The organism is Hoeflea sp. AS16 (assembly GCF_038900095.1).
In the GTDB taxonomy this organism is placed as follows: Bacteria; Pseudomonadota; Alphaproteobacteria; order Rhizobiales; family Rhizobiaceae; genus Hoeflea.
Map to the genome: position 1 here is coordinate 417,087 of NZ_JBBMQQ010000003.1, position 20,461 is coordinate 437,547.

Here is a 20,461-nt window from a genome sequence, read left to right on the forward strand (position 1 = left end):
ATGAAAAAAGGTGATCATCTCTTCCTCGTCGACGGCTCCGGCTACATTTTCCGGGCCTATCACGCGCTTCCGCCGCTGACGCGCAAATCAGACGGGCTGCCGGTCGGCGCTGTCGCCGGCTTCTGCAACATGCTGTGGAAGCTGGTTTCGGAGGCACGCGATACATCCGTCGGCGTGACGCCGACGCATTTCGCGGTGATTTTCGACCATTCGTCGAAGACCTTCCGCAAGGATCTTTATCCGGAGTACAAGGCCAACCGCTCGGCCCCGCCGGAAGATCTCGTGCCGCAGTTCGCCGTCATCCGCGAGGCGACGCGGGCGTTTGACCTGCCCTGCATCGAGATGGAAGGTTTCGAGGCCGACGACCTGATCGCTACCTATGCGCGGCTGGCGCGCGAAGCCGGCGCCGACGTGACGGTGATTTCGTCCGACAAGGACCTGATGCAGCTGGTCGGGCCACAGGTGTCGATGTACGACAGCATGAAGGATCGCCAGATCGGGGTGCAGGAAGTCATCGACAAGTGGGGCGTGCCGCCCGAGAAGATGATCGACCTGCAGGCGCTGACCGGCGATTCGGTCGACAACGTGCCGGGCATTCCCGGGATCGGGCCGAAAACCGCGGCGCAGCTGATCGAGCAATTCGGCGACCTGGACACGCTGCTCGAGCGCGCCGGCGAGATCAAGCAGAACAAGCGGCGCGAGAACATCATCGAATTTGCCGACAAGGCGCGGCTTTCCCGCGAACTCGTGCGGCTCAGGGATGATGTCGGCGTCACCGAAAAACTTGATGAACTGACGCTCAACCCGCTCGACGGGCCAAAACTGGTGTCGTTCCTGAAAGGCATGGAATTCACCTCGCTGACACGGCGGGTGGCCGATGCCACCGAAACCGACGCCAGCGCGGTTGATGCCGCCGAAATCGCCGTCGATGCGGCAGCCGAGATGCGCGGACCCGATCTCGATCCGGGCCAGGCGTCCGGCGCCTCCTCATCCTCCGGCGGATCGACAAAGGGCGATGACACCCCGCAGGGACTGGCCAAGCGGCGCGCGGAAACTGCCGCGTCGGCCAGGATCGACACCACGGCCTATGAAACGCTGCGCGATATCGACCAGCTCAAGGCCTGGTGCGCGATGGCGCGGGAACGCGGCCTTGTCGCCTTCGACACAGAAACCACATCGCTTGATGCGATGCAGGCAGAACTGGTGGGTTTCTCGCTGGCGCTTCCCGAAACCGCGCCGGACACCGGCGAACTCAAGGTCAAGGCCTGTTACGCGCCGCTGGCGCATTCCAATGGCGCCGGCGATCTTCTGGGCGGTGGCGGCGCGCAAGCCGACCAGATGCCGATGCGCGAGGCGCTCGACGAACTCAAGGCACTGCTTGAGGATCCGGCAGTTCTCAAGATCGGGCAGAACCTCAAATACGACATGCTGGTGATGGCGCAGCACGGTATCTCGATCGAGAGTTTCGACGACACCATGCTGTTGTCCTACGTGCTCGAGGCAGGCGCCGGCGGGCATGGCATGGATTCGCTGTCAGAGCGCTGGCTCGGGCACAAGACGATTTCCTACAAGGACGTGACCGGCACCGGCAAAAGTGCCATCCCGTTTGCCGAGGTGCAGATCGACAAGGCGACCGCCTATGCCGCGGAAGATGCCGACGTGACGCTCAGATTGTGGCATGTGCTCAAGCCACGGCTGGTCTCAGACGGCATGGTTTCGGTTTACGAGCGTCTTGAACGGCCGCTGGCGCCGGTTCTGATGCGAATGGAAAAGCACGGAATCCGTGTTGACCGGCAGATCCTGTCGCGGCTGTCGGGCGAACTGGCGCAGGGAGCAGCAGCGCTGGAGGCGGAAATCCAGGAGCTGGCCGGCGAAAATTTCAATGTCGGCTCGCCCAAGCAGCTCGGCGAAATCCTGTTTGACAAGATGAGCCTGCCCGGCGGCACCAAGACCAAGACCGGGCAATGGTCGACCAGCGCCCAGGCGCTTGAGGACCTGGCTGCAGCGGGACACGAACTGCCGCGCAAGATCGTTGACTGGCGGCAGCTGACCAAGCTCAAATCCACCTATACCGACGCGCTGCCGGGGTTCATCAATCCCGAGACCAAGCGGGTGCACACGTCGTTCGCGATGGCGGCCACCACCACCGGGCGGCTGTCGTCATCGGATCCGAACATCCAGAACATTCCGGTGCGCACGGCAGAAGGCCGCAAGATCCGCACCGCCTTTATCGCCGAACCGGGCAATGTGCTGATTTCGGCGGATTACAGCCAGATCGAACTTCGGGTGCTGGCGCATGTCGCCGATATCCCACAGCTGACGCAGGCGTTTGCCGACGGTATCGACATTCACGCCATGACCGCGTCGGAAATGTTCGGCGTTCCGATCGAGGGCATGCCGCCGGAAGTGCGCCGCCGCGCCAAGGCGATCAATTTCGGCATCATCTACGGCATCTCCGCCTTCGGCCTCGCCAATCAGCTCGGGATCGAGCGCTCCGAGGCAGGAGACTACATCCGCAAGTATTTCGAGCGCTTTCCCGGCATCAAGGACTACATGGAGGCCACCAAGGCGGAAGCCAAGGAACATGGCTACGTGACCACGATCTTCGGCCGGCGGGCGCACTATCCGGACATCCGGTCGTCCAATCCGCAGGTCAGGGCGTTCAACGAGCGGGCCGCGATCAACGCCCCGATCCAGGGCTCTGCCGCCGATATCATCCGCCGCGCCATGGTGCGGATGGAGCCGGCGCTGGAAAAGGCCGGCAAGAAGGCCCGCATGCTGTTGCAGGTGCATGACGAACTGATCTTCGAGGCCGCGGAAGCCGATGCCCAGTCGATCATTCCGGTGATCGTCGACGTGATGGAAAACGCGGCGATGCCCGCGGTCAACATGGCGGTACCGCTGAAGGTTGACGCCCGCGCCGCACTGAACTGGGACGAAGCCCACTGAGCAGGCTTCGGGCCGTTTGGTTTTGCCGTTAGCCCCGGTAGCAGTGGAAATGTGCCGCCATTCGGCTTAGCCTGCTGCCACCGGGGCAACGAAACAAGGCGGGTGGGGGCAAATGAGGTGCATGGAGAGCGTTCAGGACAGTCGCGGTCCGGCTGATGCGATCAGCCTTTCAGCCAATGGCCTCGGCCTGAGAAGCGGACTGCTTCGGGGCTCACGCGAAGAGGGCGACACCGACGCTGCGGTCCAACTGTCGTTCGACCAGCCGACGGGGCGGGGCGAGATCGGTTTTTACGAGTTCGATCCGGATTTCAACATCATCGTCAGCGACTGTTTCTGGCGCCAGGACGGTTTCGTGAAATATGCCGGCGAAGGCTGGATCCGGTTCAATTTCTGCCTCGACGCCAACGCTGCATTCGATTTTGAAGACCGTGGCCGCTTCGAGCTGCGCGGCCAGGAACTGAGAGTATTCCACCAGCCTGAAGGGACGGATTGCGGGCATCACATTCATGGCAATGGCCGGTCGGTGTGCGTGACGATTTCGGTCAGGCGCGCCTATCTCGGCAAGCTTCTCGGGACCAGGGACAACCGGTTCCTCGAAAGCGCGGAAGATACCGGCAGCGACGGTTTCTTCTTTCACCGCTACGAAATGGATCCGGCATCGCTGCGCGCGGTGGCCGACATGCTGACGATGAAACATCGCGGAACCCTGCGGCTGCTCTACGCCAAGGCCAAATCGGAGGAGCTGCTTGTCAATGCGCTGTCGTTTGCCAGCCGGCCGGAGACCGCAAGCCCGCGCATCCGCTTGGGGCACCGGGACCGGGCCCGCATCCTGCAGGTGCGCGAAACGCTTGACGAGAGCTTCGCAAAACCGCCACCGGTGTCCGAACTGGCCCGGCGTTTCGGCATCAACCGCAACAAGCTTTCCTACGGATTTCGCGAAGTGCACGACCGGTCGATGAGCGAGTACATTGCCGATCGCCGGCTTGAAACGGCTTGGCGGCTGCTCGACGAAACCGACCGGCCGGTTGCCCATATTGCCGAAGACGTCGGTTTCAGCCATCTGCAGAGCTTCTCCTCCGCGTTCAAGAGACGCTACGGGTTTTCACCAAGCATGCTGCGCCGCACCGCTTCCGGCGAAAAATGACAGCCGCATAAATAGCGGTGATCCCGGCCTAAGACAGGTGGCCGCATCGCTGGCAGGTTCTTTCCAACGGCAAACAGCCAAGGGGAAGAACAATGGCGAGCGACAACGGCAAGATCACATTCGTGCTGGTGCACGGATCATGGCATGACGGCAATTCCTGGCGATTTGTGGAGAAGCACCTGCATGCCGCGGGACACGCGACCTTCGCTCCGAGCCTTCCCGGGCGGGGCGCCAACGCATCCGCATCCATCACCTTTCAGGACTGCGTCGACAGTGTCGTCGATGCCGTGAAGGCGGCCGGTCTGAGCGACATCGTCCTGGTCGGACACAGTGCGGGCGGCTCGGTGGTGCGCAAGGCAGCCGAGAGCCTGGCAGAGCGGATCAAGCGCCTGGTTTACATCTCGCCGCTGCTGGCCGGAAATGGCGAGCCGGTGCTTGCCGCGGTTCCGCCGGATTACGGTGCGCTGTTCAAGGAGATGGCGGCCCAGTCAGCGGACAATACCGTGTTCCCGCCATGGCCGGTGTGGCGCGACGGCTTCATCGGTGATGCCGACGAAGCGACGGCGAAGGCGGCATTTGACGAATTGTGCCCCGAGCCCTTCGGGCCGATCATCGAGCCGATCGATCTCACCGCTTTCGAAGCCTTGCAGATTCCGACGAGCTACATCAATCCGACCGAGGACGTGGTGTTTCCGATCGGCGAATGGGGGTTCTTCCCGCGCATGTACCAGAAGGTTGCGCCCTGCCGGCTGGTTCAGATCCCGGGCAGTCACGAGGTGATGTACTCCAACCCCGAGGCCCTCGCAGATGCGCTCGTGGTTGCAGGCAGGAACTGAGCAATGATTTCGGAGGCGGATTACACCAGCCGCGACGCTACCGCCCTGGCCGAACTCGTTCGCGGACGCGAGGTTTCGCCACGGGAACTGCTCGATACGGCGATCGCCCGGATCGAGCGCCTCAACCCGCGTTTCAACGCGGTGGTGGAGACGCTTTACGACAGCGCCCGGCGCGATATCGCCAACGGCCTGCCGGACGGACCCTTTGCCGGCGTGCCTTTCCTGGTGAAGGATCTGCACACGCTGGTGGAAGGCAGCCGTCTCAGCCACGGGTGCCGGTTCTTTGCCAACCATGTCAGTTCGCACGACAGCTCGGTCGTGGCGAAGGCGCGGAAAGCCGGCCTCGTCATTGCAGGGCGTACCAACACACCCGAATTCGGCCTCAACTCGACCACCGAAGGGCGGTTTCTGGGTGCCGCGCGCAATCCGTGGAACCCGGATCACACGACCGGCGGCTCAAGTGGCGGCAGTGCGGCTGCGGTGGCCTCGGGAATGGTCGCCTTGTCGCATGCGACCGACAGCGGCGGCTCGATCCGGATCCCCGCATCCTGTTGTGGCCTGATCGGACTGAAGCCGACCCGCGGCCGGGTGCTGGCGGGGCTGGATACCGGCGAGGGCTGGCATGACACGTTCAACGCCTTTGCCATCACCCGTAGCGTGCGCGACACGGCCAGATTGCTGGACTGCCTGAAAAACAGCGGCGACGCGGCGCCCTATTACGCGCCCTATCACGACATGTCCTTCTCCCAGATCCCCGATGCCCCGGCGAGGCCGTTGCGGATCGGCATCCTGGAGACGCCGCCGAACGGCGTCGCGGTTGATCCGGAGGTCCGCAACGCGCTCGACGATACCCGCAAGCTGCTGGAAGATCTCGGCCATGTCACCGGGACGACAAAGCTCGCATACGAGACGAGGCCAGCCGCCGAAGCGTTTCTCAAGGTCATTTGCTCTTCGGTTGCCTCCACCGTGGACCATTGCGAGAAACAGACGGGAATCGCCGCAAGAGCCGAGGATTTCGAAGCCTCGGTCTGGAGTGCGCTGCAGATCGGGCGGCAGATGTCGGGCGGCGAGCTCAACGCCGCAATTGCCTGCATCCATCTGACCGGCAGCGAGATATTGAGACAGCTTGCCTGTCATGATGTGGTTCTGTCCCCGACCGTTGCGAAACCGCCGCTGCCGCTTGGGCAGCTTGATGCCGGCGAGGCCGACATAAAGACGTTTCTGGCCAAGGTCTTCGCTTTTGCGCCGTTCACCTCGTTCTACAATATCAGCGGCCAACCGGCGATCAGCCTGCCTGTTGCGTGGTCGCCCGAAGGACTGCCCGTGGGAATGCAGTTTTCGGCCAGCCCCGGCAGGGAGGATATCCTGATCCGCCTGGCCGCACAGCTGGAAGCAGCCGTTGAGTGGAGCAAACCCCAGGCCGCGCTGATGTCCAGGCTTGCCGGGCAATAGGCCTTCGAAATCCCGCCGATTGCCACGATATCGTGGCCCGAACTACCGGCGCTCCTGCAGGAAACAGGGGTGCCGGTCCTTCCGTTACGGCCCGATCCAGACGGCCTCCACACGGGCGAATCACCAAATTGTGACGTTGCGACACATGGCGTTTATTTGACGCCATCATGGCCCTGTGGTGTGTGGAGTGACTTTAGCCGCCGAGGAGGACTGCCATGTTGAAATCCCTGACCGTGTTTGCCGGTGTGCTGACCGCGGCGCTTGCCCTGCCGCATGGAGCGAAGGCCGCCGATCCCGACCCGCGAAACTGGGATGCCGTGCTGACCGAAGCCAAGGGTCAGACGGTATATTTCAACGCCTGGGGCGGATCTGAAAACATCAACAGCTATATCGACTGGGCCGGCGAAACGCTGAAACAGCGCTATGGCGTCGAGGTGGTTCACGTCAAACTCGACGACACCGCCAACGCGGTGGCAAAGGTTCTGGCCGAGAAGGCCGCCGGCAAGGACGAGGGCGGCTCGGTCGATCTCATCTGGATCAACGGCGAGAACTTTGCCTCGATGAAGCGGCAGCAATTGCTGATGGCGCCGGACTGGACCACGGGCCTGCCGAACTGGGCCTATGTCGACCATGAAAACAAGCCGACGATCCTGACCGATTTCACCATCCCCACCGACGGGCTCGAAAGCCCCTGGGGCGGGGCCAAGATGGTGTTCTTCCATGACAGCGCCCGTACGCCGGCCGACAGCGTGCCGCATTCGTCGGCCGAACTGCTGCAATGGACACAGGAAAATCCCGGCCGCTTCTCCTACCCGCAGCCACCGGATTTCATCGGCTCGTCGTTTCTCAAGCAGGTGCTGATCGAGACCATCGCCGACAAATCCAAGCTCAGCCAGCCGGTGACCGAGGCCAGCTTTGCCGAGGATGCAGCGCCGCTGTTTGCCTATCTCGACAAGCTGCACCCCAATCTGTGGCGTGGTGGCAAGGCCTATCCGCAAAACTATCCGGACATGAAGCAGAAGCTGGCGGACGGCGAACTCGACATCATTTTTGCCTTCAATCCGTCGGAGGCCTCGGCCGGGATCGCTGCGGGCGAACTGCCCGATACCGTGCGTTCCTTCACCTATTCCGATGGCACGCTGGGCAACACCCATTTCGTCGCCATCCCCTACAATGCCGCCGCAAAGGCCGGCGCACTGGTGCTGGCCAATTTCCTGATTTCGCCGGAAGCCCAGGCCCGGAAGCAGGACCCGTCGATCTGGGGTGATCCAACGGTGCTGTCGATGGACAAGCTGTCGGCTGAAGACCGTGCCGCGTTCGAGGCGCTGGATCTCGGTGTCGCCACGCTGAAGCCCGACGAACTCGGCCCGGCGCTGGATGAGCCGCATCCGGACTGGATGGAGCACATCGAAGGTGAATGGCTCAGGCGCTACGGCGCGGCCAACTGATCGGCATGGCCAGACAGAGCGGAAACACGTGACATGACGGGTGGCGTGCGTCTGGCGCGACTGGCGCCACCCCTGACACTGGCGATCCTGCTCGGTCCGCTGGCTTTCGGGCTGACCGGCACCGCGCTTCCGGCGCTGGGTTACCTTCCCGAACTGGGTGGCGAGAGCTTCACCACAGCCCATTTTGCAGCGCTTGGCGAGGTGCCGGGTATCACCCGCTCGGCAGTACTTTCGATCCTGATCGGACTGATGACCACCCTGGTGGCCCTTGGCGCGGTTGCGGCGTTTGTCGCCAGTGACCTGGGCAGCTCCGGATTCGTCCGGATGCGGCGGATGATATCGCCGCTGTTGTCGGTGCCGCATGCAGCGGCGGCGTTCGGGCTTGCCTTCCTCATCGCTCCGTCGGGCATGCTGATGCGGCTGGTTTCGCCCTGGTTGACCGGACTTGACCGCCCGCCGGACCTGCTGATCGTCAATGATCCATGGGCGCTGTCGATGATGGCCGGGCTGATCGTCAAGGAGATCCCGTTTCTGTTCCTGGTGACGCTTGCCGCCCTGCCCCAGACCCGGCATGTCGAAACCATGCGGCTGGGACGATCACTCGGCTATGGCCGCATCGCCAGTTTCACCATCCTGTTGTGGCCGCCGCTCTACCGGCAGATCCGGCTGGCGGTGTTTGCCGTGGTCGCCTATGCCACCTCGGTGGTCGATGTGGCGCTGATCCTCGGGCCGCATCTGCCGGCGACGCTGCCGGTGCGTCTGATCGACTGGATGAACGATCCGGATCTCGAGACACGGTTCCTGGCATCCGCCGGCGCGGTTCTGCAGCTGGGCGTGACCCTGACCGCACTGATTGCCTGGATCGGGCTTGAGCGGATTGGCGCCTACATGGTCGGCAGGGCCCGCAATTGCGGTCACCGGATGCAGCGCGACAGGGTTGTGCGCGCCGCCGCACGGCTGGTGATGATCGCCTCGGCAGCCATCGTTTTTGGCGGAATCGCGCTATTGGCGCTGTGGTCGGTTTCGGGCCTGTGGCAGTTCCCCGACGCGCTTCCGGCCAATTTCAGCCTGCGAAGCTGGATGCAGGCGCTGCCGCGGATGAGCGGGCCGCTGTTCACCACCCTGGCCGTCGCCGGATTGTCGACGCTGATTGCGCTGGTGCTGACCATCTTGTGTCTTGAACGCGAATACGAGACCGGCCGGGGCCGCGGCGGCGGGGCGCTGCTGCTGATCTATCTGCCGCTGATCGTGCCACAGATCTCGTTCATGTTCGGCCTGCAGGTGCTGTCGATCTGGCTCGGGGTCGATGCCAGTTTCTCCGCGCTGGTGCTGGCGCATCTTGTGTTCGTGCTGCCCTATGTCTTCCTGTCGCTGAGCGATCCCTGGCGCGCCCATGACCGCCGCCATGACCTGATCGCGGCCGGGCTCGGAATGAGCCGGGCCCGGACCCTGATGCGGATCCGGCTGCCGATGCTGACACGGGCCATCCTGACGGCAGCGGCTGTCGGGTTTTCGGTCTCTGTCGGGCAATATCTGCCAACCGTGCTGATTGGCGCGGGACGGCTGACCACGGTGACCACGGAGGCGGTGGCGCTGGCCGCCGGCGGCAATCGAAGGGTAATCGGCGTCTATGCCTTCATGCAGACGCTGTTGCCGTTTCTTGCTTTTAGCATTGCAACGGGTTTGCCCGGCTTGCTATTCCGCAAACGGCGAGGCTTGCAGGTGTGACAGTGGACAGCATGACCGACAATCAGGGACTTCGTCTGGACCGGGTGCATATCTGCCTCGGCGATCGCGTTCTGGTGACGCTCGATGCGCAGGTCAGGCGCGGAGAAACGCTGACCGTGATGGGGCCTTCGGGCTCCGGAAAATCAACACTTCTGGCCTATCTCGGCGGCTTTCTCGATCCGGCTTTCACGGCCAGCGGCCGGATATCGGTGGACGGGGTCGAACTCAACCGGCTGGAGGCCGAAAAGCGCCATGCCGGGATCCTGTTTCAGGATCCGCTGCTGTTTCCCCACCTGAGTGTTGCCGACAATATCGCCATTGCCATCCCCGAGGACGTGAAGGGGCGCAAGCAGCGCCGGCTGGTGGCCGAAGCCGCGCTGGCTGATGCAGGGCTGGCCGAATTCGGTGACCGCGATCCCGATACGCTGTCAGGCGGGCAAAAAGCCCGCGTCGCGTTGCAGCGGGTGCTGGTGTCGCGGCCGCGGCTGCTGCTGCTGGACGAGCCATTTTCCAAACTCGACGCCAATTTGCGCGACCAGACCCGGCAACTGGTGTTCGACCGGGCGCGGCGGGCGGGATTGCCGGTGGTGCTTGTCACCCATGACGAGGAAGATGCCCGTGCCGCGGGCGGTCAGGTCCACAAGGTCGGGCAACCGTGAGCGCCATCGCCGGGCGTTATGCGGATCTGCCGGTCTCGGATGTGCTTGCTCCACTGCGCACAGCCCTTGCCGGCAGCCCCAATTGCGTGCTCGCGGCCCCTCCCGGCGCCGGCAAGACCACGCTTGTCCCGCTGGTGCTCAAGGATGAACCCTGGCTTTCGGGCAAGATCATCCTGATCGAGCCGCGCCGGCTGGCGGCGCGCGCGGCGGCGCGGCGGATGGCGGCGATGCTGGGCGAAGAGGTTGGCGGAACCGTCGGCTACCGGATGCGGCTTGATACGAGAGTGTCTTCAAAAACCCGCATCGAGGTGGTGACCGAGGGCGTGTTCACCCGAATGGCGTTGTCATCGCCCGATCTCGAGGGCATCGATTGCGTAATCTTCGACGAATTTCACGAGCGCGCGCTGGAAGCGGATTTCGGTCTGGCGCTGGCGCTCGATATCCAGTCAGGCCTCAGGGAGGATCTGCGCATCCTTGTGATGTCGGCGACGCTCGACACAGCCCGGGTGGCTGCACTGCTTGACGATTGCCCGGTGATCGAAAGCCAGGGCCGCAGCTATCCAGTCGATATCCGGCACATCGACAGGCAATCGGGCGAGCGCATCGAGGCGTCCGTGACCAGTGCCATCGAGATGATCCATCGCAGCGAGGACGGTTCGATACTGGCCTTCCTGCCGGGCCAGGGCGAGATCCGGCAGGTGGCTTCGAGACTTGAGGGCCGGCTGGGTCCGTTGACCGATATCCAGCCGCTTTACGGCGGACTGAGTTCGCAGGAGCAGGATGCGGCGATCAAGTCGGCGCCGGAAGGCCGGCGCAAGGTGGTGCTGGCCACCCCGGTAGCGGAAAGTTCGATCACCATCGATGGCGTGCGCATCGTCATCGACAGCGGGCTGGTGCGCCAGCCGGTGTATGAACCTTCGACCGGCATCACAAGGCTGGAGACAATCCGCGCTTCACAGGCCTCCGCAGACCAGCGCGCCGGGCGGGCGGGACGAACAGCTCCGGGCATTGCCGTCAGGCTCTGGCGGGCCGAGCAGACCAAGGCGCTGCCCGCTTTTTCGACGCCGCAGGTGCTGGCGAGCGATCTCTCGGCCATGGTGCTCGATTGCCTGGTCTGGGGGGTCAGGGACCCGCGCAGCCTGCGGTTCATCGATCCGCCACCCGAGGCGGCGATCACCGAAGCCGGCGCGCTGCTCGAAAGCCTCGGCGCGACCGATGCCGAAGGCAGCCTGACAGATCGCGGCAAACGCATGCGGGCGCTGGCGCTGCCGCCCCGGCTGGCCGCGATGGTGGTTTCCGGGCAGGAAGAGGGGCACGGCCATGCGGCGGCGGAACTGGCGGTGCTGCTGACCGAACAGGGGCTGGGCGGACAGGACGCGGATCTGGAATCACGATTGTCGCGGTTCCGCTCCGACCGCTCTGCCAGGGCCAATGCAGCCCGGGCGCTCGCGGCCCGGCTGGCCGGCGGCAAGCCGGCGGCTTCCAGCCCGTGTCCCGCGGCAGCGATGCTGGTGCACGCCTTTCCGGACCGGATCGCGCGGCAGCGCGGCGGGCGGGGCAAGTTCGTTCTGGCCAATGGCCGCGGTGCGATGATCGACGAGACCGACCGGCTGGCCGGGCTGGACTTCCTGGTGATCGCCGACATGAGCGGCAAGGCGCAGGCGGCGCGCATTCTCGCGGCAGCGGAACTGTCGGGCGAAGCGCTGGACGAGGTTCTCGAAACCCGGGCCGTGCAGAGCGAAGACTGTGTGTTTGACCCGCAATCGGGTGCCGTGCGGGCACGCCGGGTCAGTCGGCTTGGCGCCATCACGCTTGCCGAAACGCCATTGCCAAAACCCGATGATGCGGCTGCAATGGCGGTGCTGTGCGCGGCGATCCGGAAACTCGGTCTCAAGGCACTGCCGTTTTCCGCGACCGGCCAGCAGCTGAGAGACCGGATCGGCTTTCTTCACAAAAGTCTCGGCGCGCCCTGGCCGGATGTCTCGGACGAGGCGTTGCTTGAGGATCTCGAGACCTGGTTCGCGCCCTATCAGCCGGGCGTGATGTCGCTCAAGTCCATCGACCGGGACGGCTTGAACGAAGGCCTGCTGTCGTTGTGCGGACCGGGCGCGCGGGGTGAAATCACGCGGCTGGCGCCAACCCATTACGAGGCGCCGACGGGATCGCGGCTGCCGATCCGCTACGACGAGGACAGTCCGATCGTGGCAATCCGGGTGCAGGAACTGTTTGGCGAAACCCGCCATCCGGCGATTGCCGGCGGACGACTGCCGCTGACGCTGGAGCTGCTGTCGCCGGCGCACCGGCCAATCCAGACAACGCGGGACCTGCCGGGCTTCTGGCAGGGCTCGTGGGCCGATGTGCGGGCCGAGATGCGCGGACGCTATCCGCGCCATCCCTGGCCGGAAAATCCGGCCGAGGCAGCACCCACGCATCGCGCCAAACCGCGTGGCACCTGAACGGTTCCGGGCAAAACCGTTTGTGAATCGTGCGAGCGATGCGCTAGATCGGTTGCATGAACGTTCTGCCATCCATTCTCGACGATCACTCGATCCGGCACCGGTTGCGGCTGCAAACCCTGACGCGGCTGAGATGGCTGGCCGTGGTTGGCCAGAGCGTCACGGTGCTGATCATCGCGCATGGCTATGGATTTCCGGTTCCCGAGCTTTTCTGTTTTGCCCTGATTGCCTGTTCGGCCTGGCTCAATGTGTTCCTGTCGGTTCGGTTTCCCGCAGCCCACCGGTTGCCGCCGCTCGGGGCGACGGCGGTGTTGTCCTTTGACGTGCTGCAGCTTTCGGGGCTGCTGTTCATGACCGGCGGGCTCGCCAATCCGTTTTCGGTGCTGCTGTGCGTTCCGGTGATCATCTCCTCGGCGTCGCAGCCGGTGCCTCACACGTTGAGCCTCGGTGCGCTGTCGGTGGCTGCCGTTACGGTTCTGGCCTTCTTTTCGCTGCCGCTTCCCTGGTATCCGGGCAGCGATTTCGAGGTGCCCTACCTTCTCATTGCCGGTGCCTGGATCGCCATCGTGTCGACCACGGCTTTTGCCGCCTTCTATTCCTTCCAGGTCTCGGCCGAAGCCAACCAGCTGGCCGATGCGCTCGCCGCAACCGAGCTGGTGTTGCAGCGTGAGCAGCATATCTCGGCACTCGACGGCCTTGCGGCGGCGGCGGCACACGAACTCGGCACCCCGCTTGCGACCATCCAGGTGGTGGCCCGGGAAATGGAAAAGGCGCTGGCAGACGACCCGCGATTTACCGATGACCTGATGCTGTTGCGCAGCCAGACCGAGCGATGCCGCGATATCCTGCGACGGCTGACGACCCTTTCGGCGGAAGACGAAGCCCACATGGTGCGGCTGCCGCTGGGCTCGCTGATCGAGGAGGTGATTGCACCCCACCGTGAATTCGGCATTGCCATCGAGGTGATTCACAGCAAGACCGACATGCGGGAAGCCATTGGCCGGCGCAATCCGGCGATCCTGTTCGGGCTCGGCAACCTGATCGAGAACGCGGTGGACTTTGCCGGCAGCAAGGTAACGGTGACGGTCTCCAACGAACGCGACCGGGTGGAGATCTCGATCGATGATGATGGCCCCGGTTTCGCCCCCGATGTGCTGGCGCAGATCGGGGTTCCGTTCATGAACCGGCGCAACCGGCTGGACCGGGAAAAAGGCGGCGGCCTGGGACTGGGCCTGTTCATCGCCAAGACATTGCTTGAACGATCCGGCGCGTCGCTGGAATTCTCCAACAGGCCGCCACCGGCGTCCGGAGCCCATGTAAGTGTGAGCTGGCCGAGAGAGAAAATGGACCTTTTTGGTGCCGACAAGATGCTTTGAAATGCGTTTGGAGCTGGATAATCTGGAAAAACGCATTAAATCGATGATGAAAACCTGGATTTCCAGGACCGATAAGGTGACCCATGACCGACAACACCGACCAGTCGACAGAAGCCCAATCCATTGGACCGGACGCCACGCTTCTGCTTGTCGACGATGACGGACCCTTCCTGCGCAGGCTTGCCCGCGCCATGGAAGCGCGTGGCTTTGAGGTGGAGATCGCCGAGAGCGTGGCGGAAGGCCTGGCCAAGGCACGCGCCAAGACACCGAAATACGCGGTCGTGGACATGCGGCTTCAGGACGGCAACGGACTGGATGTCATCGAGGCCATCCGCGAGCGCCGCGACGATACGCGGATCATTGTCCTGACCGGTTACGGCAACATCGCCACGGCTGTGACGGCGGTGAAACTCGGCGCAATCGATTACCTGGCCAAACCGGCTGACGCCGACGAAGTGTTTGCGGCGCTGACCCGCAAGCCCGGCGAACGGGCCGAGGTTCCGGAAAACCCGATGTCAGCCGACAGGGTGCGCTGGGAACACATCCAGCGTGTCTACGAAATGTGCGAACGCAATGTCTCGGAGACCGCGCGGCGGCTCAACATGCATCGCCGCACCCTGCAGCGGATCCTGGCAAAACGCGCGCCGCGCTGACCCATCCCGCATTCAGGCAAGCACGATAGTGCTTTATCCTGCCGCCAGCTCGGCGAGCAGCAGGCGGTCGGCGGCCGCGCGGGCAAAGCGCAGCAGCATGGCCTTGCGGGTTGCCGCCGCCAACCGGTGTTCGGGCGCTTCCCGCAGCAGGTGGCCCGACCATTCATCGGCAATGATCAGCCCGCAATCCTGGGGGAACAGATCCGCGGGCACACCGGCATGGGTGGCGAAAAACAGCCGGTCGCAGTGCTGGCGGTAATCGGGCCATTTGTGATCCGCGCGGAAGTCCTCGACCGATGACTTGATCTCGACAATCCAGATTTCCCCGGCTCCACCGAGCGCCACCAGATCGGCGCGGCGGCCCGACGCAAGCGGCAATTCAGGCACCATCGACAGGCGCAGATCGGAGAACAGCCGCTGCACGCCACGGCGCACCATCATTGCCCGGTCAGACTGGCGACCGTCGACAAGCGGATTGTCGGAATGTGGGGAAATGATCGGCATGCGCTATACCTGCCACGTGATTTGGTCTATCGCAATGTCAGCCGGAGCTCATGTTGCAGAAAAACAATGAGCCGCAACAAAGGATGAAAAATACGACAATTTTTCAGCCGAAACAGTTGCATAGTTAAGACTTAATTAAAATAAGAGGCATCACGTAGATCGCGGTTCAACACCGACGTTCACGCCTTGCTCTCGGAAGTTTTCAAAATGACACTTCGCATTTCGCTTACCATTGCCGGACTCGTTGCGGCACTCGCACTCACCGGCTGCACTTCAAATACCGGGGGCGGCGTTTCCGGATCGACCTCACAGATATTCACTTCCGAGTACGGCTCGGTCACCGATTCCGGCTATTCGATCCCGGCTGTTCCGATCAGCAAGATCGACAAGAAATTCCATCGCCAGATCGTCTCCTACAGCACCCGCGAGAAACCGGGCACGATCATCGTCGACACGCCCAACCGCTATCTCTACCTGGTTCTGCCGGGCAGAAAAGCAGTGCGCTACGGGATCGGCGTCGGCAAGGCGGGATTTGCCTGGGAAGGCGAGGCCTACATTGCCTGGAAACAGGAATGGCCGACATGGACTCCTCCCAAGGAAATGATCGACCGCAAGCCGGAACTCGCAAGATACGGCAGCGACGGCATGAAGCCGGGCCTGAAGAACCCGCTCGGCGCCCGCGCGCTCTACCTGTTCAACCAGAAGGGCGAGGACACGCTGTTCCGCCTGCACGGCACGCCGGAATGGAAATCGATCGGCACGGCCGCCTCGTCGGGCTGCATCCGCCTGATGAACCAGGACATCATCGATCTTTACGAGCGGGTCCGCCCGGGCAAGAGCGCCCGCGTGATCGTCAAGCAATAGCCTGACGCTTTCCACCGCATCAAAAAGCCCGCCCGGGACGACCGGGCGGGCTTTTTTCGTTGGGTTGCCAGCGGCTCGCTGCCGGCCGGCAGGTGACGGCCTCAGCCGGCGGCTGCCTTGAGCTCGAAACGGCGGCGGTGCAGGACGGGCTCGGTGTAGCCATTGGGCTGCGACCGGCCTTCGAGCACGAGCTCGACTGCCGCCTGGAATGCCACCGACTTGTCATAGTCCGGCGCCATCGGGTGGTAGGCCGGGTCTCCGGCGTTCTGGCCGTCGACAACAACCGCCATGCGCTTCATGGTCTCGATGACCTGATCGCGGGTGATGATACCGTGGTGCAGCCAGTTGGCCATGTGCTGGGCGGAAATCCTCAGCGTCGCCCGGTCTTCCATCAGGCCGACATTGTTGATGTCGGGGACCTTGGAACAGCCAACGCCCTGATCAACCCAGCGGACGACATAGCCAAGAATGCCCTGTGCGTTGTTGTCGATTTCGCGCTGGATTTCCTCAGGCGTCCAGTTCGGGTTGCGAGCAACCGGGATCGACAGGATATCATCCAGTTTTGCCCGCTCGCGGGAGCGCAGGCTGGCCTGGACATCGGCGACATTGACCTTGTGGTAATGGGTGGCGTGCAGCGTCGCAGCGGTCGGCGACGGCACCCAGGCGGTGTTGGCGCCAGCCTTCGGATGGCCGATCTTCTGCTCCAGCATTGCCTGCATCATGTCGGGCATGGCCCACATGCCCTTGCCGATCTGGGCATGGCCGGCAAGCCCGCATTCGAGGCCGATATCGACATTCCAGTTCTCGTAGGCCGCAATCCAGGCGGCCTGCTTCATGTCACCCTTGCGGATCATCGGTCCGGCTTCCATCGAGGTGTGGATCTCGTCGCCGGTGCGATCAAGGAAGCCGGTGTTGATGAACACCACGCGCTTGCTGGCAGCGCGGATGCATTCCTTGAGGTTGATGGTGGTGCGGCGCTCCTCGTCCATGATGCCCATCTTGATGGTGTTGGGCGCCATGCCGAGAGCTTTCTCGACACGCTCGAAAATCTCGACGGCGAAGGCCACTTCTTCCGGACCGTGCATCTTCGGCTTGACCACATACATGGAGCCTTCGGCCGAATTGGCGCGGCGGCCATTGGGGCCGATATCATGCAGGGCGATGAGACCGGTCAGGAACGCATCCATGATGCCTTCCGGGATCTCGCTGCCATCGCTCATCAGGATGGCCGGGTTGGTCATCAGGTGGCCGACATTGCGGATCAGCATCAGCGAACGGCCCTTCAGCGTCACAGCCTTGCCGTCCGGCGTGGTAAAATCGATGTCGGGGTTGAGCTTGCGGATAAAGCTCTTGCCACCCTTCTGCACTTCCTCGGTCAGGTCGCCCTTCATCAGGCCGAGCCAGTTGCGATAGACCAGTGTCTTGTCTTCGGCATCGACAGCGGCAATCGAATCCTCGCAATCCATGATCGCGGTGACAGCGGATTCGAGGACCACATCAGAAATGCCGGCCTTGTCGGTCTTGCCGATGACGCTGGCGGGATCGACGCAGACCACCGAGTGCAGGCCGTTCTTCTTGAAATAGAGGCGATAGGCGTTTTCGCCATCGCGCCTGAAGCCGGTGTACTGGCCCTCGTCAGCCAGCTTCGTTTCACCGTTGGCGGTCTCGACCTTCAGTTCGCCATTGTCAAATTCGAAGCCGGTTACATCCGCCCACTTGGCGCCAACCAGCGGTGCGCTTTCATCCAGGAACGACTTGGCCCAGGCGATGACGCGGCCGCCGCGCTCCTCGTCATAGCCACCGGCCTGCGGCAGGTCGCCGAGCGCATCGGTGCCATAGAGCGCGTCATAGAGTGAGCCCCAGCGGGCATTGGCGGCGTTGAGCGCGAAACGGGCATTCATCACCGGAACGACAAGCTGCGGGCCGGCGATCAGGGCGATCTCGGGGTCGACATTCTCGGTCGAAACCTGCACCGGGCCGCCTTCGGGCAGCAGATATCCGATCGATGTCAGGAAATCCTTGTAGACAGCCATATCGACCGGTGCGCCATTTTCGCGGTACCAGGCATCGATTTTCTCCTGCAGCGCATCACGCTTGGCCAGCAGCTCGCGGTTCCTGGGGGCCAGATCAGCAACGGCCTGGCCAAACGCCTCAAAAAAACCATCCGCCTCGACACCGGTTCCCGGCATCGCTTCGTTAACGATGAAGTCGTGCAGGTCAGCGCTGATTTTCAGGCCATTTTTTTCGATTCGTGTCACTTTGACTCTCCGTTTTGCGGACGCAATGCTACGCATCCAGACTCTGAGCGGACCCTGCCGGGCGGCGTATTGCCTGTCAATTGATCTAAGGTGCAAATGATTTATTCCAAAACGGAACAAATCACCTGGTCGCGATGCGCGGACGGCCCGAAGCGATTGCGATGAAACGGGCTTCAATGAATTTCTCCAGCCCCTCGATCACCGGCATGTCGATATGTTCGCTGAGCTCGATCACCGGATGATCCGCACCGCTGCGGGTTGCCGCCTGGCGGGCCTCGGTGGCGGCGAGATCGCGGGCGCGGGCAAAGGCTTCCGCCCGATCCCTGAATATCTGGTGCTCGCCGGCGCCATTGACTGCATAGCGCCCCTCTTCGGGCTCGGAGACGAACACGGTCACCGTCTCGCGCACCTGGCCAACCACCGCTCCCACCGCATTGGCGACGCCGGCATGAACCGGCACGAAACTCTCGATATCGAGCATGTCGGCAATGGCCGGGTAATGCACCGGCGCCGATGCCCCAAGCGCCACCAGTGGCCGGTCGGGCTTCAGGCTGAAGCGGACAAGACCGGGCGTGCGGCTGAGCGCGCGCTCGATGCAGGCCGACCTGGCGACGTCAATTCCGCCGATGTCGTCTTCAGCGACAAGCGCGGACACTATGGCTTCCGCACTCTGCCGGGTCAGCCGCGCGGAGACCAGTTCGGCGAGTTCAGTGGGTGATTGTGCAACAGCGCGGCCCGAACCTGCCTTGCGGCGGGTGAATATTTCGGCGCCAAGGCGGGCGGCGGCAGCGTTCCATTGGTCCTGACGGCCCAGCACATGCATGGCGTCCGAAGGGGTGAAGCCCGCGATCAGCACCAGTCCACGCGCCACCAACCGGTCGAGGGTGGCGCGCTGGGAGGTTGAGGTCAGCACGGCATCGAGCGGCTTCGGCTCAAGCGTAATCCGCTGGTAAAGCGAGGCTTCATGAGCGGTAAGACCTGCAGCCAGCGTTTCGGGCAATCCGGTGCGCAGGGCAAACCGGCCATCATAACGGCCGGGATGGGAGGCCTGTGCCTGCCGTTCGAGCCCTCTGACAACCGGTTGCGGCCAGAGATGCGCGGCAAGGCTCAATGGCATCAGCCGGCGCGGCCCGAGTGTCAGCCCCGCGTCAAAGCCGCCCTCCTCAAGCCGCACTTCGGAATCCCCGCCCAGCCCGAAGGTGTGCATGGCCACCGCCTCGACCATGGTCCGGTAGCGGCCGACCGTGGCGCCTTCGCCGTCAAGCCGCGGGTGGCCGCCATCGAGCACCGCGACATCGGTGGTGGTGCCTCCAATGTCGGAGACCACGGCATTTTCGAGCCCGGTCAGATGCCGGGCCCCGACGAGACTTGCCGCCGGACCTGACAGAATGGTTTCGATCGGCCGCATCAGCGCCTCGGCGGCTGAAATCAGCGCACCGTCGCCACGAACCACCATCAGCGGCGCATCAATGCCACGGCTAGAAAGATAGCCGCCGGTCGCATCGATCAGCCGTGCCACCATCGAGATCAGGCGCGCATTGAGCAGCGTGGTCAGCGCCCGGCGTGGCCCGCCCAGACGGGAGGACAGGTCATGGCTGCAGGTGACCGGCAAAGAAGTTCGACTTCGAACCAGATCACGCACCGCGATTTCGTGAGCGGGATTGCGGACCGCAAAATAGCCGGCGATCGCCACCGCCGAGACTTCCTGGCCCAAGGCTTCAATCTGCGCTTCCAGCGGGGCGAGATCGAGCGGTGTCTCGTTGCCGTGCACATTGTGCCCGCCGGTCAGATAGATGACCGGATCGCTGCCCAGCGCCTCGGCCAGACCGTCACGCGCCAGGTCCTGCGGCCCGAAGCCGATCATCACCAGCGCTGCACGGCCACCCTGACCTTCAACAAGCGCGTTGGTGGCAAGCGTGGTCGAAAGCGACACCAGGCGGATCCGTTTCACGGCGCCGGTAATCTCGGACAGGACGGTTTCCACCGCGCCGGAGACGCCGATCGCCAGATCATGGCGGGTGGTCAGTGATTTCGCCGATGCCAGAACGCCTTCGGTCTCGCTGTAGAGAACCGCGTCGGTGTAGGTGCCACCGGTATCGATGCCGAGAAAAAGAGGAGATGTCATGTCTTGCAG

14 protein-coding genes are annotated in these 20,461 nt (G+C 63.4%); 11 read left to right on the forward strand and 3 right to left on the reverse strand.

Annotated elements, in window-relative coordinates:
• From polA to WNY80_RS10430, 10 genes are all read left to right on the forward strand, one after another.
• Window positions 1-2,949: a DNA polymerase I gene (gene polA, locus WNY80_RS10385; protein ID WP_342887291.1), complete on the forward strand. Its 2,949-nt coding sequence runs from the start codon at window positions 1-3 to the stop codon at window positions 2,947-2,949.
• 121 nt (window positions 2,950-3,070) lie between these two features.
• Window positions 3,071-4,093, forward strand: coding sequence for an AraC family transcriptional regulator (locus WNY80_RS10390; RefSeq protein WP_342887292.1), 1,023 nt, complete (start codon window positions 3,071-3,073; stop codon window positions 4,091-4,093).
• Window positions 4,094-4,185: 92 nt separating this feature from the next.
• Window positions 4,186-4,929, forward strand: coding sequence for an alpha/beta hydrolase (locus WNY80_RS10395; RefSeq protein WP_342887293.1), 744 nt, complete (start codon window positions 4,186-4,188; stop codon window positions 4,927-4,929).
• 3 nt (window positions 4,930-4,932) lie between these two features.
• Entirely contained in the window at window positions 4,933-6,381 is a 1,449-nt protein-coding gene (locus tag WNY80_RS10400; protein ID WP_342887294.1) for an amidase, read from the forward strand.
• 227 nt (window positions 6,382-6,608) lie between these two features.
• Window positions 6,609-7,829, forward strand: a complete 1,221-nt coding sequence (locus WNY80_RS10405; protein ID WP_342887489.1) for an ABC transporter substrate-binding protein — start codon at window positions 6,609-6,611, stop codon at window positions 7,827-7,829.
• A gap of 33 nt (window positions 7,830-7,862) precedes the next feature.
• Complete coding sequence (locus tag WNY80_RS10410) at window positions 7,863-9,557, forward strand: ABC transporter permease (protein ID WP_342887295.1); 1,695 nt, start codon at window positions 7,863-7,865, stop codon at window positions 9,555-9,557.
• A gap of 11 nt (window positions 9,558-9,568) precedes the next feature.
• Window positions 9,569-10,216 carry an ATP-binding cassette domain-containing protein gene (locus WNY80_RS10415; protein ID WP_342887296.1) on the forward strand — a complete coding sequence of 216 codons (648 nt, stop codon included), beginning with the start codon at window positions 9,569-9,571 and terminating at the stop codon, window positions 10,214-10,216.
• Window positions 10,213-12,672, forward strand: coding sequence for an ATP-dependent helicase HrpB (gene hrpB / locus WNY80_RS10420; protein WP_342887297.1), 2,460 nt, complete (start codon window positions 10,213-10,215; stop codon window positions 12,670-12,672). Before WNY80_RS10415 ends, hrpB begins: the two co-directional genes overlap by 4 nt.
• Window positions 12,673-12,728: 56 nt before the next feature.
• Complete coding sequence (locus WNY80_RS10425) at window positions 12,729-14,048, forward strand: ActS/PrrB/RegB family redox-sensitive histidine kinase (RefSeq protein ID WP_342887298.1); 1,320 nt, start codon at window positions 12,729-12,731, stop codon at window positions 14,046-14,048.
• Between the two features lie 83 nt (window positions 14,049-14,131).
• Window positions 14,132-14,701 carry an ActR/PrrA/RegA family redox response regulator transcription factor gene (locus WNY80_RS10430; RefSeq protein ID WP_342887299.1) on the forward strand — a complete coding sequence of 190 codons (570 nt, stop codon included), beginning with the start codon at window positions 14,132-14,134 and terminating at the stop codon, window positions 14,699-14,701.
• A gap of 33 nt (window positions 14,702-14,734) precedes the next feature.
• Here WNY80_RS10430 and WNY80_RS10435 read toward each other — a convergent pair whose 3' ends face one another.
• Window positions 14,735-15,205, reverse strand: coding sequence for an MmcB family DNA repair protein (locus WNY80_RS10435; RefSeq protein ID WP_342887300.1), 471 nt, complete (start codon window positions 15,203-15,205; stop codon window positions 14,735-14,737).
• A 207-nt stretch (window positions 15,206-15,412) separates the two neighbouring features.
• Between WNY80_RS10435 and WNY80_RS10440 the strand changes: the two genes are divergently transcribed.
• Entirely contained in the window at window positions 15,413-16,069 is a 657-nt protein-coding gene (locus WNY80_RS10440) for a L,D-transpeptidase (protein ID WP_342887301.1), read from the forward strand.
• A 101-nt stretch (window positions 16,070-16,170) separates the two neighbouring features.
• On the opposite strand, the gene WNY80_RS10445 is transcribed toward WNY80_RS10440, so the two are convergent.
• Window positions 16,171-18,327, reverse strand: a complete 2,157-nt coding sequence (locus WNY80_RS10445; RefSeq protein WP_342887302.1) for a malate synthase G — start codon at window positions 18,325-18,327, stop codon at window positions 16,171-16,173.
• Window positions 18,328-18,448: 121 nt separating this feature from the next.
• On the reverse strand, window positions 18,449-20,452 hold the full coding sequence (locus WNY80_RS10450; RefSeq protein WP_342887303.1) for a hydantoinase/oxoprolinase family protein: 2,004 nt from the start codon (window positions 20,450-20,452) through the stop codon (window positions 18,449-18,451).
• Window positions 20,453-20,461 lie beyond the last annotated feature (9 nt).